Below are 16,728 nucleotides of genomic sequence, written 5' to 3' on the forward strand. Positions count from 1 at the left end.
CAGCGCCCGGGTTCCGTCCGGCCGACCAGGGCGGGTTCCCCCCGGCCGGGCATTAACTTCGGACGCGGCGGCGGGCCAGCTCGATCTGGTCGGTGAGGAAGTCGGAAAAGGCGATACCCTGTGCTTTCAAGGCCTTAGGGTACAGTGATGCCGCGGTGAGCCCCGGCAGAGTGTTGGTCTCGAGATAGACCGGGCCATTGGCCGAGACGATGAAATCGCTGCGCGAGTAGCCGGTGCAGGACAGCGCGCGGTGCGCCCGCAGCGCATGGTCCATGATCGCGGCGCTGACCTCGGGCGCGAAGCGGCCAGGACAAATCTCCTGGGTCGACTTCAAAAGGTATTTGGCTGTGTAGTCGAAGGTTCCCTCCCCCGGCACGATCTCGATCGGCGGCAGCGCGAACACGGAGCCGTCGGACTGCTCGAGCACGCCGCAGGTCGCCTCCACGCCCGATACGAACGGCTCGATCAGATACTCTTCATGCTTCGCGGCATTGCGGACCGCGACGAGATCCTGCTTCGCGTTGACGAAGATCAGCCCGTAGCTCGATCCGTCCTTGGCCGGTTTTGCGATCAGCTTGCCGTGTTTCGCAAAGGCGTCATCGATCTGTTCGACATTGATGCCCTGCGGCGCGTTGAGGCCCGCGATCGCGGCGAAGCGCTTGGCCGACGGCTTGTCGAACGCCAGATGCGACGATGCCGAGCCGGAGCCGGTGAACGCGACGCCGCGCATCTCGCACATCGCCTGCAACTCGCCATTCTCGGCGCGGCCGCCGTGCAAACCGAACACCAGCACACGCTGCTCGGCGCTCGCCTTGTCGAGCGCCTGGTCGAGTGCGATGCCGCGACCGTCGGGTTTGAAGTCGACCTCGAACGGACGCGTGTGGCCGAGCAGTTTTTCCGACGTCACCGCGTGCACGGTGTCGTCAACATCCCAGAACCAGAGATCCGCGTCGGGCAGCGCGCGGTGCAGCGCCTGCGTGCTCGCCACCGAGACCAGACGCTCCTTGTTGGTGCCGCCGAACAGAATGGTCACCTGCATCTTCTTTGCCTGTCTTCGCTGCTTCCGTCATTCCGGGATGGTCCGAAGCACCAGACCGCACTCTCGAGATTCCGGGTTCGATGCTGCGCATCGCCCCGGAATGACGACTACGATGAATTCCCGATCCGCTTGATTTCCCAGTGTAGCTCAATTCCGCTGCTTTGCTTGACCCGTTCACGCACCGTCTCGCCGAGCGTCTCGATGTCGTGCCCGGTAGCGTTGCCGGTGTTGATCAGGAAATTGCAGTGCATCTCTGACACCTGCGCGCCGCCTATTTTGAGGCCGCGACAGCCGGCGGCATCGATCAGCTTCCAGGCGCTGTTGCCGGGCGGATTCTTGAAGGTCGAGCCGCCGGTCTTCTCGCGGATCGGCTGCGCGGTCTCGCGATGGCTCTGCACCTCGTTCATGCGGGCGCGGATCGCCTCAGCATCGGTGATCGTGCCGCGGAAGCGCGCCGAGGTGAACACGATCGACGGATCGGCGCCGCTGTTGCGATAGACGAACTTCATGTCGGCATTGCCGAACGTATGCTTCGTTCCGTCGCGGCCGATGCCGGTGGCCTCGATCAGCACGTCCTTGGTCTCGCCGCCATTGGCGCCGGCATTCATGCGCAGCGCGCCGCCGACGGTGCCGGGAATGCCGAAGAAGAATTCCATGCCGCCGATGTCAGCCGCCGCAGCCGTCTCGGCGACGCGCTTGTCGAGCGCCGCAGCGCCGGCGATGACGACATCGCCGGCCGCGCTGGTCTCGCCGAACGCGCGCGGCGCGAGCCGGATCACGACGCCGGGCATGCCGCCATCGCGCACGATCAGATTGGAGCCGACGCCGACGACATAGACCGGCAATTCCTGCGGCAGGCGCTTCAGGAAATATGCGAGGTCATCTTCATCTGCCGGCGTGAACAACACCTGTGCCGGGCCGCCGACGCGAAACCAGGTCAACTCGGCCAGCGACTGGTTCGCCAGCAGCCGCCCGCGCAGCTCCGGCATCGCGGCTTTCAGGTCGGGCGTGATGTCGGGGAAGGTCACGATCACCCCAACGCCTTCAATTCGCCGGGCAGCGCGTAGGCCCATTGCGTGATGTTGCCGGCGCCGAGGCAGACGACGAGGTCGCCGGGCTTGGCAAGGCCGTGCACGATCTTCGCGAGCTCGCCCGCGTTCGGCAGCGGCACCACATTGCGATGGCCGTGGGCGCGCAGGCCGGCGGCGAAATGATCACGGTCGACGCCGGCGATCGGCGCCTCGCCGGCCGGATAGACCTCGGCGACCACGACCGCATCGGCGTCGTTGAAGCAGGTGCAGAATTCCTCGAACAGCGATTGCAGGCGGGTGTAGCGATGCGGCTGTACCACGGCGACGATCTTGCCGTTGACGGATTCCCGCGCCGCCTTCAGCACGGCTGCGATCTCGACGGGATGATGACCGTAATCGTCGATCACGGTGATGCCGTTGGTCTCGCCGGTCTTGGTGAAGCGCCGCTTGACGCCGCCGAAGCCGGCCATGGCCTGGCGGATGACGTCGTCGGACACGCCAAGCTCGTGCGCGACCGCGATCGCCGCCGTCGCATTCGATGCGTTGTGGCGCCCCGGCATCGGCAGCATGATATCGGCGATCTCATGGATCGCGCCGGATTTGCGATCGCGGATCGCGACCGAGAATTTCGAGCCGCCCCCCATCGGCGTCAGATCCTTGAGCTGCGCATCGGCCTGCGGGTTCTGGCCGTAGGTGATGATGCGGCGGTCTTCGATCTTGCCGACAAGAGTTTGCACCACGGGGTGATCGGTGCACATCACGGCAAAGCCGTAGAACGGGACGTTCTCGACGAAATTGCGGAACGCGTCCTGGATCGCCTCGAAGGTCTTGAAGTGATCGAGATGCTCGGGGTCGATATTGGTGACGATGACGACATCGGACGGCAGCTTCAGGAAGGTGCCGTCGCTCTCGTCGGCTTCGACCACCATCCAGTCGCCGGCACCGAGCCGCGCGTTGGAGCCATAGGCGTTGATGATGCCGCCATTGATCACGGTCGGATCGAGCCCACCGGCATCGAGCAGGGTCGCCACCATCGTCGTCGTGGTGGTCTTGCCATGGGTGCCGGCGATCGCGACGCAGCTCTTCAGCCGCATCAGCTCCGCCAGCATCTCGGCGCGCCGCACCACCGGAATGCGTCGCGCGCGCGCCGCCATCAGTTCAGGATTGTCGCGCTTGATCGCGGTCGAGACCACGACGACATCGGCGCCATCGACATTCTCGGCGGCGTGGCCGACCGAGACCTTGGCGCCCTTCTTGCGCAAGCGGTCGAGGTTGTAATTGTCCGAAGCATCGGAACCCTGCACGGTGTAGCCGAGATTGATCAGCACTTCGGCGATGCCGCTCATGCCGATGCCGCCGATCCCGACGAAGTGAATGGGTCCGATCTCGCGCGGCAGTCTCATGATGCTAACACCTTCATCGTCTCCGGACTCACCCCGGCAATTCTCCGACTTATGAAAGACTGATATGGCCGGGACAAGCCCGGCCATGGCGTCCCACGGCCGAAATTCCTCGAAAGCGGCCTAAATTCCGGCCACTTTCGCAACCAGATCGGCCAGCCGCTCGGCGGCATCGAGCCGGCCGACGCCGCGCGCGGCTTCCGCCATCGCGGTCAGTTTCGCGGGCTCGGCGGCGAAGGCCGAAATGTCAGCGGCCAGCCGCTCGGACGTGAAGTCGCTCTGCGCGATGCGCAGCGCGCCGCTCGCCTGCGACAGCACGCCGGCATTGGCAAACTGGTCCTGATCGATCGCGCCGGGCAGCGGCACCAGGATCGAGGGCCGGCCGATCGCGGCGAGTTCGGCCACCGTGCCGGCGCCGGAGCGCGAGATCACGAGCTGGCTCGAGGCGAGGCGCGCCGGCAGGTCGGCGAAGAACGGCGCGAGCTCGGCGTTGATCTTGAGCCGGTCGTAGACGGCGCGCACCCGATCCATGTCTTCTTCGCGCACCTGCTGGGTGATGATCAGGCGGCTCCACAGCGCGGGCGCGAGCTGCTCGATCGCCGGCGGCACGATATCGCTCATCACCCGCGCGCCCTGGCTGCCGCCGACGACGAGCAGGCGCAGCGGCCCGTTCGCCTCGGGCGGCGTGTATTTCACCGCAGCGGCCGCAAGGATCGCCGGCCGCATCGGTGTGCCGACCGTGGTGGCCTTGCCGGCCAGCGCGGGATCGCGATCGAGCACGCCGGGCAGCGAGGTCGCGATCGCGTTGACGCGGCCGGACAGGAAACGGTTGGCGCGGCCGAGCACCGCATTGGCGTCATGGATGATGCCGGGAACGCCGAGCAGCCGCGCCGCCATCAGCGGCGGCAAGGTCGGGTAGCCGCCGAAGCCGACCACGGCCGCGGGCTTCAGCCGCCGCACCAGACTGGCGGCGACCAGCGTGCCATAGCCGAGCATCAGCGCGGTCCGCGCCAGCGAGATCGGGTTGCGACTGCGCACGGTCGCGCTCGGCACGAGGTCGATGCTCTCCCGGCCGAACAGGCCGGAATAGCGCAGCGCGCGGCCGTCGGTGGCGAGCCGGACCCGCAGGCCACGCCTGATCAATTCCACGGCGAGCGCTTCGGCCGGGAACAAATGGCCGCCGGTGCCACCGGCCGCCAGCAGAATCAGGGGCGCATTGTCCATGGTTTCCAGATAACCGACACGACCGTCACAGTCACCTACGCGTAGGCGCGCTGAGCGCTGGCGCCTTCCATCGATTCGATCTCGGTGCGCGGCCGCAGCCGCGTCAGCGCCAGCATCATGCCGACGCCATAGGCAAGCGACACGAACGAGGAGCCGCCATAGGAGATGAACGGCAGCGTCATGCCCTTGGCCGGAATCAATTGCAGATTGACCGCCATGTTGATGGTCGCCTGCACGCCGAACAGGATCGCAAGCCCCGAGGCTGCGAAGCGCGAGAACATGTCCTCGGTGGCATAGGCGCGGGTCAGCGTGCGGATCACGATGAAACCGAACAGCGCGACCAGCATCAAGCAGAGGATGATGCCGAACTCCTCCGCCGCGACCGCGAACACGAAGTCGGTGTGGCTGTCCGGCAGGCTGCGCTTGGCGATGCCCTCGCCCGGCCCCAGGCCGAACCAGCCGCCATTCCAGAACGCCTCCATCGCGGTGTCGACCTGGAAGGTGTCGCCGGAGGCGGGATTCATGAAGCGCTTGATGCGGCCGGCGACGTGCGGCACCAGGAGATAGGCGCCGAACAGGCCCGCGCCCGCCGCGCCGGCGAGCCCGAACACCCAGATCATCCGCATGCCCGCGATGAAGAACAGCGCGCCCCACACGGTGAGGATCAGCATGGTCTGACCGAAGTCGGGCTCCATCACCAGCAGCGTGACCAGCGTCAGCAACAGCACCAGCGCCATCGAGGTCGCCGGCATCTCCGGCCGCTTGGTCGATTCCGCAAACAGCCAGGCCGCGACGATGACGAAAGAGGGTTTTGCGGCTTCGGAGGCCTGGATGTTGACGCCGAGCAGCGTGATCCAGCGCCGCGAGCCCTTGACCTCGGGGCCGAGCAGCAGCGTCAGCACGATCAGCGCGATCGAGACCGCGAACACGATCAGCGCGGTGCGCCGGATCTGCCGCGGCGTCATGAACGAGACGCCGATCAGCACCATCAGCGACGGCACCAGGAACATGACGTGGCGGTTGAAGAAGTGGAACGGATCGAGCCCGATCCGGGTCGCCACCGGCGGGCTCGCCGCCAGCGACAGGATGACGCCGGCCAGCATCAACGCGGCGATCGCCACAAGCAGCAGCTTGTCGACGGTCCACCACCAGTCCGAGAACGGGGTGCGTTGGTCACGGGCGAGCATGGGCGTCCCCAGATGGCAGAGATAACGTCCATTCGTGGCGCAGGATGGTTTCCAAGGGGTTAACGGGTCGGGTAACTTTTGAGGGAGGTGGTTGAGCCCTCATCCAGACGTCATCCTGGCGAAAGCCAGGACGACGATGAGATGGTTCTCGCGCGATACGACGCACCGTCACTGCGTACTTCATCTCGGTGTCATCGCCCGGCACCGAACGGCGGATTACGCTGTGCCAATCCGCCCTACGTGATCGTCACACCACCGGCTCAACGCCGGGCAGCGCCTGCACGATGTCGCGGAAGGCGGCACCGCGGATTTCGAAATTGCGGTACTGGTCGAACGAGGCGCAGGCCGGCGACAGCAGCACGACGGCTTCCGCGAGCCCCGACGCCTCGGCATCGCGCGCGGCGCTGGCGATCGCGACGTCGAGCGTGCCGGACATGTCGTGCGGGACGCGCTCGCCGAGCGTGCCGGAGAATTCGGCCGCCGCCTCGCCGATCAGATAGGCCTTGCGGATGCGCGGGAAATATTCGGTCAGGGTGGTGATGCCGCCGGCCTTCGGCTTGCCGCCGGCGATCCAGTAGATGTCGGCAAACGACGACAGCGCATGCGCGGCCGCATCCGCATTGGTGCCCTTGGAGTCGTTGACGAACAGCACGTTGCCGCGGCGGCCGACCTGCTCCATGCGATGCGCGAGACCCGGGAAGCTGCGCAGGCCGTTCTGCAACACGTCGGTCGCGATCCCCATCGCCAGCGCGCAGGCCGAGGCGCAGGCGGCGTTCTGCGCATTGTGCAGGCCGCGCAGCGAGCCGATGCCGCCTAACCGCGCGATCTCGCTGCGCGCCGCGCCCGAGGCACGCACGATGGTCTCGTGCTCGACATAGAGGCCGTCGGGCAGCGGGTTCTTTACCGAGATGCGCACCACGCGCTTGCCGGCGCGATCGAGCCGGTCGGCGATGTTGCGGCACCAGATGTCGTCGACGCCTGTTATCGCGGTGCCGCCGGCCTGCACGCCGGCGACCAGCCGCTCCTTGACCGCGGCGTAATGCTCGAGCGTGCCGTGGCGGTCGATGTGATCCTCGCTGATGTTGATCAGGATGCCGACCGACGGATCGAGCGACGGTGCGAGGTCGATCTGGTAGGACGACATCTCGATCACATGGACACGACCCATGCGCGGCGGCTCCAGCGACAGGATCGCGGTGCCGATATTGCCGCCCATCTGGGTGTCGTAGCCGGCGACATCAATCAGATGCGCGATCAGCGCCGTGGTGGTCGATTTGCCGTTGGTGCCTGTGATGGCGACGAACGGCGCGTTCGGCGCGTGGCGGCGCCGCTCGCGGCAGAACAGTTCGACATCGCCGATCACCTCGCACCCCGCCTCGCGCGCCTTCAGCACGCTCCAGTGCGGCGCCGGATGGGTCAGCGGCGCGCCGGGGGTCAGGATCAGCGCGGCGAAATTCGCCCATGACACGCTGCGCAGATCGGCGGTGGTGAAGCCGGCCTGCGCCGCCTTGGCGACGTTGTCGGCATTGTCGTCGGCGGCGATCACCTCGGCGCCGCCGGCCTTCAGCGCCTGGCAGCTCGCGAGCCCGGAGCCGCCGAGCCCGAACACCGCGACCGTCTTGCCGGAGAAGGAGGTGACCGGGATCATGTCTATCTCCCTGTCATTCCGGAAACCGCGCAGCGGTTATCCGGAATCTCGAGATTCCGGGTTCTCGCTGCGCGAGCCCCGGAATGACAGTCAATGGGATGCGAAGCCATCAGCGCAGCTTCAGCGTCGACAGGCCGGCGAGCGCCAGCATCACCGAGATGATCCAGAATCGGATCACGATCTGCGGCTCGGTCCAGCCCTTCTGCTCGAAATGATGGTGCAGCGGCGCCATCCGGAACACGCGCTTGCCGGTGAGCTTGAACGAGGTGACCTGGACGATGACCGAGACCGCCTCCAGCACGAACAGGCCGCCGATCACGGCGAGCACGATCTCGTGCTTCACCGCAACCGCCGTCGCGCCGAGCATGCCGCCGAGCGCCAGCGAACCGGTGTCGCCCATGAAGATCGAGGCCGGCGGCGCGTTGAACCAGAGGAAGCCGAGGCCTGCGCCGAGCACCGCGCCGCACAGCACCGCCAGTTCGCCGGTGCCGGCGACGTAATTGATCTGCAGGTAATCCGAGAACACCGCGTTGCCGGTCAGGTACGAGATCATGCCGAAGCTTGCGGCGGCAATCATCACGGGCACGATGGCAAGACCGTCGAGACCGTCGGTGAGATTCACCGCATTGCCGGCGCCGACCATCACGAAGGCGCCGAAGATCACGAAGAACCAGCCGAAATTGATCACGAGGTCCTTGAAGAACGGAATCACGAGCGAGGTCGACGACACGTCGCGCCCGAGCCGGACCAGCGCGTAGGTGGCGGCAAGCCCGATCGCGGCCTCGATCAGCAGCCGCAGCTTGCCGGCGAAGCCGCTGTGCGACTGCTTTGTGACCTTCAAATAATCGTCATAGAAGCCGACGAAGCCGAAGCCGAGCGTCACCGCCAGCACGATCCAGACATAGGGATTGAGCGGGTTGGCCCAGAGCAGCGTCGACACCACGAGCCCGGACAGGATCATCAACCCGCCCATGGTGGGCGTGCCCTTCTTGGAGATCAGATGCGACTGCGGACCATCGGTGCGGATCGGCTGGCCCTTGCCCTGCCGCAGCCGCAGATGATCGATGATCCAGGGCCCGAACAGGAACACGAACAATGCGCCGGTCACCATCGCGCCGCCGGTGCGGAAGGTGATGTAGCGGAACACGTTCAAAGCGCTGCGGAACGCCCCAAACCCCGGAACGGTGTTGGACAGTTCGATCAACCAGTAGAACATTCGAGGAGTCCTATACCGCTTCTTCGTGCGCGGCCTTGTCGGGGAAGCGTTTTTCCAGCGCGCTGACAATCAGCTTCATCTTCGATCCCAGCGAGCCCTTCACCATGATCACGTCACCGGCACGGACCGCGGCGACCGCCTGCGCTTCGAGCGCCGCCGAGCTCTCGGCATAGCCTCCCCGCTTGCCGGTGGAAAGGGCATCCCACAGATTCCGCATCAACGGACCACAACAATATACGAGGTCGATGCGGTTGGCGGTCACGGCCTCCTTGAGGCCGCGGTGCAGTTCGGGCCCGGTCGGCCCGAGCTCGAGCATGTCGCCGAGCACGGCGATGCGCCGGCCATGCGGCCCGGTCTGGGCCTGACCGAGCACGTTGAGCGCGGCGCCCATCGAAGCCGGGTTGGCGTTGTAGCTCTCGTCGATCAGCATCGCCTCGCCATGGCCGACCTCGAGGGTGCGGCGGAGGCCGCGGCCGGTCGGCGCCTCGAGCTGCGACAGCGACAGCGCCGCGCGCGCGATATCGGCGCCGAGTAGCGAGGCGCCGGCAAGCACCGCGAGCGAGTTCATCGCCATGTGCCGGCCGGGCATGCCGATCTTGTAGGTGATGTCGTGATCCAGAATATCCGCATGCACCGCCGAGCAGGTCGCGTGCAGCGACAGGTCGAGCAGCCGCGCCTCGGCACGCTTGTCGGCGCCGAACGAGACGATGCGCGAGATGCCGGCCTGCTTGGCCTGCTTTTGCAGCCGCGCGAATTGCCCGTTGTCGCGGTTGAGCACGACCGCGCCATCGGGCTCGAGCCCTGCGAAGATCTCCGCCTTGGCGTCGGCGATCGCCTCGATGCCGGCGAAGAATTCCAGATGCACCGGCTCGATCGTGGTGATGATTGCGACGTGCGGGCGCACCATCTTCACCAGCGGCGTGATCTCGCCGGCATGGTTCATGCCGATCTCGAACACCGCAAAGCGCGTGCTGGCCGGGCAGCGCGCCAGCGACAGCGGCACGCCCCAGTGATTGTTGAACGACGCCACCGACGCATGGGTCTCGCCCTGCGCCGACAGCACGCGGCGCAGCGCCTCTTTGGTCGAGGTCTTGCCGACCGAGCCGGTTACCGCGACGATCTGCGCGTTGAGCCGCGCGCGCGAGGCATGCGCGAGCTCGACAAGACCGGCGAGCACGTCGTCGACCACCAGCAGCGGCGCATCAGCGGGAAACTTTGCCCGTTGCGCGGTCTCGACCACCGCGAGCCCGGCGCCGGCCTTCAGCGCCGCCTCGACGAAGGCATGGCCGTCATGGACGTCGCCCTTGATCGCGAAATACGCCTCGCCGGGCGCGATGGTGCGGCTGTCGATCGAGAGACCGCTGACGCCGTCCGGCAGCGCGCCTTGCGTGGCGGCGCGCATCGCCGTCGCCATCGCATCCGAGGTCCACAACATCGTGCTCATGCGCCCTCCGCAGCCAGTGCACTGGCGACCGCCTCATGATCGCTGAACGGCAGCGTCGTGTTGCCGACGATCTGCCCGACCTCGTGGCCCTTGCCGGCAACGACCAGCGCATCGCCCGGCGCGAGGCCGGCAATGCCGGCGCGGATCGCCGCGGCGCGGTCGCCGATCTCGCGCGCGCCCTTCGCCGTCGCCATGATCGCGGCGCGGATCGCCTCCGGCTTCTCGCTGCGCGGATTGTCGTCGGTGACGATGACCTGATCGGCATTCTCGGCCGCGATCGCGCCCATGATCGGACGCTTGCCGGCGTCGCGGTCGCCGCCGGCGCCGAAGATCACGACCAGCTTGCGCCTGGCATAGGGCCGCAGCGCCTGCAGCGCCTTGGCGAGTGCGTCGGGCTTGTGGGCGTAATCGACGAAGATCGGCGCGCCATTGTGCTCGCCGACGAATTCCAGCCGACCCTTGGCGCCTTCGAGATGTTCGAGGCAGCCGAACACGTCATCGGCGGCGCTGCCGGTGCCGATCGCGAGCCCGGCCGCGACCAGCGCGTTCTCGATCTGGAATTCGCCGACCAGCGGCAGCCGGATCGCATATTTGCGCCCGCGGTGCTCGATCGCGAGCTTCTGTGCAAAGCCTTCGATGACAGCATCGGTGAGCCTGATGCCATCGCCTGCATCGGCGTTGCGCCCGACCGCGATGATGCGCAGGCCGCGCGCGCGCGCCGCATCGATCACCTGCCCTGAGCAATCATGATCGGCCGAGACCACCGCGACGCCGCCTGGCGCGACCAGATCGCGGAACAGCCGGAGTTTTGCATTGAGGTAATGCGCGACGTCGGGATGATAATCCATGTGGTCGCGCGACAGATTGGTGAAGCCGCCGGCTGCGATGCGCACGCCGTCGAGACGATACTGATCGAGGCCGTGCGAGGACGCCTCGAACGCCAGATGCGTGACGCCGTCGCTCGCGATCTCGTCGAGCTGGCGATGCAGCGCGATCGGATCCGGCGTGGTCAGCGAGCCGTAGACCGTGCGCTTGTCCGAGACGAGGCCGATAGTGCCGATGCTGGCGGAGGAATGACCGAGCCGCTGCCAGATCTGGCGCGTGAACGCTGCGACCGAGGTCTTGCCGCTGGTGCCGGTCACCGCCGCGATCGTCGCCGGCTGGCGGGAAAAGAATTTGGCCGCGGCGAGCGCCAGCGCGCGGCGCGGATTCGGCGTGATGACGAAGGGGGCGCGCGCGTGACCTTGCGGCAGATGGTCGCTGGCGACCGCGACCGCGCCGGCGGCAATCGCCGCATCGACGAAGCGCGCACCGTCGGTCCTGCTGCCGGCCAGCGCGAAGAACAGGTCGCCCGGCTTCACCGCGCGGCTGTCGACCGCAAGCCCTCCGACAATGAGCGAGGAGGCACTCGGATCGATCGTGGCATCATCGCTGAAGAGGTCGCGAAGTCTCATGATCTTCCAGTCTGGCCGGCGCCGTTCTGGCGCCGCGTGAGTATACGCCTTACTGGGTTGTTCTGGATGCCGCAAGAATAAGGCGGTCGGACGGCGGCAGGTCGAATCGCGGTTCAACGCCCAAAAGCGGCGCAATTCGGGCGATCACATTGCCGCCGGTCGGCACCGCATTCCAGCCCGAGGTGATGAACCCGTAGGTTTCCTTCAGGGGCTGCGGCTCGTCGAGCATGATAAGCAGCTGGTATTTCGGATTGTCGGCGGGCAGGATCGCGGTGAATGCGTTGAGCACGCGCTTCTTGGCGTAGCGGCCGTTGATCACCTTCTCCGCGGTGCCGGTCTTGCCGCCGATATAGTAGCCCTTGACGTCGGCCTTCTTCGCGGTGCCGATCTCGGCATTGAGCCGCATCAGATAGCGCATCTTGTCCGAGGTCTCGGGCTTGATGACGCGCTTGGCGAGCGCCATCGCCTCCTGCTCGGTGCGCTTCAGGAAGGTCGGCGGGATCAGGTAGCCGCCATTGACCAGCGCGTCGATGCCCATCACCGCCTGCAGCGGCGCCACCGCGATGCCGTGACCGAACGAGATGGTGACGGTGTTCAGTTCGCCCCATTTCTTCGGCACGATCGGCGAGGCGCTCTCCGGCAATTCGGTGCGCAGCCGCTCGAGCTGGCCCATCTTGCGCAGGAACGCCTTGTGCGCGTCGACGCCCATCGCCAGCGCAATGCGCCCGGCGCCGATGTTGGAGGAATAGTAGAACACCTCCTTCATGTTGATCATGCGGCCCATGTTGTGATCGTCATGGATCGCGAACTTGCCGTAGTGCAGCGGGCCACGCGCATCCCACATCGAGTTGAGGTCGAACCGGCCGCTATCCAGCGCCATCGCCAGCGTGAACGCCTTGAAGGTCGAGCCCATCTCGTAGACGCCGGTGGTCAGGCGGTTGATGCGATCGGGATCGTGCGCCTCCTTCGGATTGTTCGGATCGAAATCCGGCAGCGACACCATCGCCACGATCTCGCCGGTGCGCACGTTGGAGACGAGGCCGGAGGCGGCCTTGGCCTTGAACTTCTCCTTCGCCTTGAGCAGTTCGTCGCGCAGCGCGTGCTCGACGCGCAGGTCGACCGATAGCTCCACCGGCTTCTGCAGCCGGTCGGTGGCGAAGCCCGCGCGATGCAGATCGGCCAGACCGTTGCTGTCCAGCCACTTCTCCATGCCGGCGATGCCCTGGTTGTCGATGTTGACGAGGCCGATCAGATGGGCGACCTCGTTGCCGGTCGGATAGACTCGCTTGTTCTCGCGCAGGAAGCCGACGCCGGGAAGGCCGAGGCGATGGATGTCGCTCTGCTGCTTCGGCGTGATCTCGCGCTTCAGCCAGACGAAGCCCTTGCGCGACGACAGGCGGTCACGCACCTCGCTGGTGTCGAGATCGGGCAAGGCTCCGGTCAAGAGCTCGATCGCCTCGTCCTTGTCGATCAGGCGGCGCGGCTCGGCGAACAGGCTCGGCGCCTTGACGTCGGTGGCGAGGATTTCGCCGTTGCGGTCGGTGATGTCGGGCCTCGCGGTCGCGATGGCGTCCTGCGAGGCGGTGCGGCGCGCGCCATGGCTGTCGGCGCCGACGGCGAACAACACGAGACGTCCGGCCAGCACGCAATACACCGCGGCGAAAGCGAGGATGGCAAGACCAACGCGCGCGCGCGCCTTGGCGGCGCGGTCGACATTGCTGCCATACAGCAGCGTGCGGATCAGCCGCTGGTTCCAGGGCTCGGCGGGTTTCACGGCCGGTGTGTTGGCGGGTGCCGGATCGGTCATGGCTGGTCCCGTCATTGCTGGTCTCCCCCGCCCTGCCCGGAGTCGTCGAGCGCGGGCTGGTCGGCGGCCGGCTGGTCGGTCGCCGCCTTGTCGATCGATCCGGTGGTGCTGTCGGGCGCCGCGGCGGCCTCGATGGTGTCGATCATCGCGCCGATCGGATCGCGCGAACCGGGCCGCGTGAAGCTCGGCGGCCGCTCCGGCAGGTTCTTCAGGGAATCGTACTGGTTGGCGTTGACCGGCTTCAGCGGCAGATGGCGCTCGGCGAGGCCCTGCAGCCGGAGCGGCGCATCGAGCTTGGCCCATTCGGCGCGCAACGCGGCGATCGCATTGCGCTGCTCGCGGATCTCGGCATTGAGCTGCAGCACGCGTTCGACGCGCGCGGTCGATTCCATCTTGATGCGATAGACATACGACGCCGCGAAGATCAGCATGCCGATGACGAGGAGATGGAGAAGGCGCATCGTCACCCTCCCCGCTTCAGGTCGGACAGGCGGGGCCATGACGGCAGGTCGTCGTCGGCGTGCACCGGCGCCGCGGTGCGCTCGGCGGCACGCAGCTTGGCCGATCGCGCGCGCGGATTGGCGGCAAGCTCGGCCTCACCGGGCGTCACCGGACGCTTGGTCAGGATCTGAAAGCTCGGCGCCGCTTGCGCCATTTCGGGCAAATGCCGCGAGCCGGCGGAGACCTTGCCGCGCAGGCTGAGGAAATTCTTGACGATGCGGTCTTCCAGCGAATGGAACGAAACCACGACGAGCCGGCCGCCCGGCTTCAGCACGCGCTCGGCCGCTGCGAGCGCCTCGTGCAGTTCATCGAGCTCCTCATTGACGAAGATGCGCAGCGCCTGAAAGGTCCGCGTCGCCGGATGGATCTCGTTCGGCTTGGCGCGCACGACCTTCGCGACGATATCGGCAAGCGCGTCGGTCGTCGTGATCGGCGCGTCCTTGCGCGCGGCGACGATGGCGCGGGCGACGCCGCGCGAATGCCGCTCCTCGCCGAAGATATAGATGATGTCGGCGAGCTGTTTCTCGGAAGCCGACGCGACCACGTCGGCCGCGGTCGGGCCGCTCTGGGCCATCCGCATGTCGAGCGGACCGCCGAGCCGGAATGAGAAGCCGCGTTCGGCCTGGTCGAGCTGCATCGAGGAGACGCCGACATCCATCACGACGCCGTCGACCTTATCCACCCCGTGCGACGCGCAGACCTCGGCGAGGTTGGAGAAGCGGTCCTCGACCAGCGTCAGCCGACCGCCCGCGCCGTCGACCAGATCGAAGCCGCCGGTTATCGCGGTGCGGTCGCGGTCGATGCCGATCACGCGGGTCTCGGCGACATCGAGGATCGCCCGGCTGTAGCCGCCGGCACCGAAGGTGGCGTCGACATAAATGCCGCCGGCGCGCGGAGCGAGATGCGCGACCGCCTCGCGGCCCAGCACCGAAATGTGACGCGGCGCACGCTCGCTCATGCGCCGCTCCCGGGCGGGGCCGCGTAACTGGCATGCAAGCTGGGTGCGCGCCGACTCATTGCGCCTCGAATCCTCGCGCCCAGAGCCTTCTTCGTTCCGATTGGATCGGAACGGGGCTCTGGATTCCTGTCTTGACGCGTTTTCTTCACGCGAACCGGTATCCACTTCGCTCGAAAACGCGTGAAAAAGCCGCTGCGTGACGCCAGCGCCAACTCCCGTTCTCGGCCGCAAATCCTGATATCCGACCGGAATTGGGAGGGTTTCCATGGGATTTCGCGCAAACAGCGGGGCTCAGCGTCCTTTGGCCGTCCCCCGAAACCGGTTCGGCACTTCACCTCTCAGTAACGGCACTTAACGTTAAGAAAACGTTGATGATCGGTTAGCGGAATCGCGCGGCTTTGATCCGCATTCGAGTGATACGCTGGCGACCCGCTCCGGGCACAATGGCGCAGCGCATCATGCGGATCGTGGAACCGGCAGGGGTCGATTGCGCGGCCCGCACGGTAAAGGAATAGTAAACGCCTATTTGTTTATCCATATGTCAAAATGCTTTCTCCTGGTTCGGGTTTGAGTGATTCGTATGGCTTCAAGTTCGTCTTCGTCCGGCAACGCTGATTCGAAGCGTCAGCGCGCCCTCCCTGTTCCAAAGGGGGTGGCGGACGCGAAGACGTTCACGCCGGATTCCTCGATCGCCTCCGACGTGATCCCGTCGGCGAACTTCGGCGATCGCGCCAATGGCCGGCAACCCGACATGATCGTGCTGCACTACACCGGCATGCCCGACGTCGAGGGTGCGATCACCCAGCTGTGCACGGCCGGCACCGAGGTCTCGGCGCACTACATCGTGCTCGAGGACGGCCGCATCGTGCAGTGCGTGCCGGAGAGCAAGCGCGCCTGGCACGCCGGCGTGTCCGCGTGGGCTGGCGATGACGACATCAACTCCTGCTCGATCGGCGTCGAGATCGTCAATCGCGGCCACGATTGGGGCTATCCGGATTTTCCGCTGCGCCAGATCGCGGCTGTCATCGCGCTGTGCCGCGGCATCATGCTTCGCCGCAAGGTGGTCCCGCATCGCGTGCTCGGCCATTCCGACGTGGCACCGGCGCGCAAGAAGGATCCCGGCGAGAAATTCCCGTGGCACTCGCTGGCCAATTCCGGCGTCGGGCACTGGGTGCAGCCGGCGCCGATCGTGCGCGGCGACGCGCTGCAGCTCGGTGCGATCAGCGACAGCGTCTCCAACATGCAGGCCGCGTTCCGGCGCTACGGCTACAACATCCCGACCAACGGCAAGTTCGACGGCCCGACCATGGAGGTCGTCACCGCCTTCCAGCGCCACTTCCGCCCGGAGCGCATCGACGGGATCGCCGACCGTTCCACCATGGCCACACTGCACGCGCTGCTCGAGAGCCTGCCGCCGGATGCGGCGACGGTGGTCGCGTCGAGCTAGGCTCGCCTCCGTCCGTCGTCGCGAGGAGCGGTGCATTTACCGGCCAAGTGTGCGTGCACGTTGGAACTTTTCGGCATGAGCGGTCTTTGTAGGTGGGGCGGTCCGAGTGGAGATTCGTCCATGTTCAAAGCACTGATCGCAGGAGCCGCCGCCGTCGGCCTCATTGTCGCTCCGGCAGCCGCTGGCGCTATGTCGACCCAAAGCAAGACCATGTCGTCGACCCATCACAAGACCCAGAAGGTCCATCACGCGCAGAAGAAGATGGCACCCGGCACCACGACCGGCATGTCGAAGGGGACGACGACCGGGCAATCGAGCACCGGCGCCAAGGCAAAGACAGGGTACTGAGCACGCTCAACGCCTCACGGCGCG

Annotated in this window: 14 protein-coding genes; 2 read left to right on the forward strand and 12 right to left on the reverse strand. The window is 66.5% G+C overall.

Annotated features, from left to right (window positions below; genetic code table 11):
• Nucleotides 1-52: 52 nt before the first annotated feature.
• The 12 genes from ACVMDN_RS25800 to rsmH all read right to left on the reverse strand — a co-directional run bounded on the left by ACVMDN_RS25800 (nucleotide 53) and on the right by rsmH (nucleotide 14,909).
• On the reverse strand, nucleotides 53-1,039 hold the full coding sequence (locus ACVMDN_RS25800; protein WP_057015000.1) for a D-alanine--D-alanine ligase family protein: 987 nt from the start codon (nucleotides 1,037-1,039) through the stop codon (nucleotides 53-55).
• A 107-nt stretch (nucleotides 1,040-1,146) separates the two neighbouring features.
• The gene (gene murB, locus ACVMDN_RS25805) at nucleotides 1,147-2,067 is read right to left on the reverse strand and encodes a UDP-N-acetylmuramate dehydrogenase (RefSeq protein WP_076824233.1); all 921 of its coding nucleotides are present in this window, start codon (nucleotides 2,065-2,067) and stop codon (nucleotides 1,147-1,149) included.
• A gap of 2 nt (nucleotides 2,068-2,069) precedes the next feature.
• The gene (gene murC / locus ACVMDN_RS25810) at nucleotides 2,070-3,473 is read right to left on the reverse strand and encodes a UDP-N-acetylmuramate--L-alanine ligase (protein WP_076824133.1); all 1,404 of its coding nucleotides are present in this window, start codon (nucleotides 3,471-3,473) and stop codon (nucleotides 2,070-2,072) included.
• A 120-nt stretch (nucleotides 3,474-3,593) separates the two neighbouring features.
• Nucleotides 3,594-4,694 carry an undecaprenyldiphospho-muramoylpentapeptide beta-N-acetylglucosaminyltransferase gene (murG, locus tag ACVMDN_RS25815; RefSeq protein ID WP_076824131.1) on the reverse strand — a complete coding sequence of 367 codons (1,101 nt, stop codon included), beginning with the start codon at nucleotides 4,692-4,694 and terminating at the stop codon, nucleotides 3,594-3,596.
• A 35-nt stretch (nucleotides 4,695-4,729) separates the two neighbouring features.
• The gene (gene ftsW / locus ACVMDN_RS25820; RefSeq protein ID WP_076824129.1) at nucleotides 4,730-5,881 is read right to left on the reverse strand and encodes a putative lipid II flippase FtsW; all 1,152 of its coding nucleotides are present in this window, start codon (nucleotides 5,879-5,881) and stop codon (nucleotides 4,730-4,732) included.
• Nucleotides 5,882-6,128: 247 nt separating this feature from the next.
• Nucleotides 6,129-7,529 (reverse strand): UDP-N-acetylmuramoyl-L-alanine--D-glutamate ligase, encoded by a 1,401-nt coding sequence (murD, locus tag ACVMDN_RS25825; protein WP_076824127.1) that lies wholly within the window; start codon nucleotides 7,527-7,529, stop codon nucleotides 6,129-6,131.
• 109 nt (nucleotides 7,530-7,638) lie between these two features.
• Nucleotides 7,639-8,745: a phospho-N-acetylmuramoyl-pentapeptide-transferase gene (gene mraY, locus ACVMDN_RS25830; protein ID WP_016846578.1), complete on the reverse strand. Its 1,107-nt coding sequence runs from the start codon at nucleotides 8,743-8,745 to the stop codon at nucleotides 7,639-7,641.
• A 10-nt stretch (nucleotides 8,746-8,755) separates the two neighbouring features.
• Nucleotides 8,756-10,189: a UDP-N-acetylmuramoylalanyl-D-glutamyl-2,6-diaminopimelate--D-alanyl-D-alanine ligase gene (locus ACVMDN_RS25835; protein WP_456834843.1), complete on the reverse strand. Its 1,434-nt coding sequence runs from the start codon at nucleotides 10,187-10,189 to the stop codon at nucleotides 8,756-8,758.
• Complete coding sequence (locus ACVMDN_RS25840) at nucleotides 10,186-11,643, reverse strand: UDP-N-acetylmuramoyl-L-alanyl-D-glutamate--2,6-diaminopimelate ligase (RefSeq protein ID WP_076824125.1); 1,458 nt, start codon at nucleotides 11,641-11,643, stop codon at nucleotides 10,186-10,188. The genes ACVMDN_RS25835 and ACVMDN_RS25840 overlap by 4 nt, the downstream gene beginning before the upstream one ends.
• Nucleotides 11,644-11,692: 49 nt before the next feature.
• Nucleotides 11,693-13,450 (reverse strand): peptidoglycan D,D-transpeptidase FtsI family protein, encoded by a 1,758-nt coding sequence (locus ACVMDN_RS25845; protein ID WP_050385389.1) that lies wholly within the window; start codon nucleotides 13,448-13,450, stop codon nucleotides 11,693-11,695.
• Between the two features lie 11 nt (nucleotides 13,451-13,461).
• On the reverse strand, nucleotides 13,462-13,911 hold the full coding sequence (ftsL, locus tag ACVMDN_RS25850) for a cell division protein FtsL (protein WP_057014992.1): 450 nt from the start codon (nucleotides 13,909-13,911) through the stop codon (nucleotides 13,462-13,464).
• Nucleotides 13,912-13,913: 2 nt separating this feature from the next.
• Complete coding sequence (gene rsmH / locus ACVMDN_RS25855) at nucleotides 13,914-14,909, reverse strand: 16S rRNA (cytosine(1402)-N(4))-methyltransferase RsmH (protein WP_076824123.1); 996 nt, start codon at nucleotides 14,907-14,909, stop codon at nucleotides 13,914-13,916.
• Nucleotides 14,910-15,489: 580 nt separating this feature from the next.
• Here rsmH and ACVMDN_RS25860 point away from each other — a divergent pair.
• Both ACVMDN_RS25860 and ACVMDN_RS25865 read left to right on the forward strand, forming a co-directional pair.
• Nucleotides 15,490-16,356, forward strand: a complete 867-nt coding sequence (locus ACVMDN_RS25860) for an N-acetylmuramoyl-L-alanine amidase (RefSeq protein ID WP_076824121.1) — start codon at nucleotides 15,490-15,492, stop codon at nucleotides 16,354-16,356.
• A gap of 120 nt (nucleotides 16,357-16,476) precedes the next feature.
• The gene (locus tag ACVMDN_RS25865) at nucleotides 16,477-16,704 is read left to right on the forward strand and encodes a hypothetical protein (RefSeq protein WP_016840052.1); all 228 of its coding nucleotides are present in this window, start codon (nucleotides 16,477-16,479) and stop codon (nucleotides 16,702-16,704) included.
• Nucleotides 16,705-16,728 lie beyond the last annotated feature (24 nt).

It is taken from the genome of Bradyrhizobium sp. USDA 4510, from assembly GCF_054059095.1.

Excerpts from the sequence above, each read along its gene's own strand:
- mraY (WP_016846578.1), bottom strand. The coding sequence starts at position 8,745 with ATGTTCTACTGGTTGATCGAACTGTCCAACACCGTTCCGGGGTTTGGG.
- murG (WP_076824131.1), bottom strand. The coding sequence starts at position 4,694 with ATGGACAATGCGCCCCTGATTCTGCTGGCGGCCGGTGGCACCGGCGGC.
- murD (WP_076824127.1), bottom strand. The coding sequence starts at position 7,529 with ATGATCCCGGTCACCTCCTTCTCCGGCAAGACGGTCGCGGTGTTCGGG.
- ACVMDN_RS25860 (WP_076824121.1), top strand. The coding sequence starts at position 15,490 with ATGGCTTCAAGTTCGTCTTCGTCCGGCAACGCTGATTCGAAGCGTCAG.
- ACVMDN_RS25845 (WP_050385389.1), bottom strand. The coding sequence starts at position 13,450 with ATGACCGATCCGGCACCCGCCAACACACCGGCCGTGAAACCCGCCGAG.
- ftsL (WP_057014992.1), bottom strand. The coding sequence starts at position 13,911 with ATGCGCCTTCTCCATCTCCTCGTCATCGGCATGCTGATCTTCGCGGCG.
- ACVMDN_RS25865 (WP_016840052.1), top strand. The coding sequence starts at position 16,477 with ATGTTCAAAGCACTGATCGCAGGAGCCGCCGCCGTCGGCCTCATTGTC.
- ftsW (WP_076824129.1), bottom strand. The coding sequence starts at position 5,881 with ATGCTCGCCCGTGACCAACGCACCCCGTTCTCGGACTGGTGGTGGACC.
- rsmH (WP_076824123.1), bottom strand. The coding sequence starts at position 14,909 with ATGAGCGAGCGTGCGCCGCGTCACATTTCGGTGCTGGGCCGCGAGGCG.
- murC (WP_076824133.1), bottom strand. The coding sequence starts at position 3,473 with ATGAGACTGCCGCGCGAGATCGGACCCATTCACTTCGTCGGGATCGGC.
- ACVMDN_RS25835 (WP_456834843.1), bottom strand. The coding sequence starts at position 10,189 with ATGAGCACGATGTTGTGGACCTCGGATGCGATGGCGACGGCGATGCGC.
- ACVMDN_RS25800 (WP_057015000.1), bottom strand. The coding sequence starts at position 1,039 with ATGCAGGTGACCATTCTGTTCGGCGGCACCAACAAGGAGCGTCTGGTC.
- ACVMDN_RS25840 (WP_076824125.1), bottom strand. The coding sequence starts at position 11,643 with ATGAGACTTCGCGACCTCTTCAGCGATGATGCCACGATCGATCCGAGT.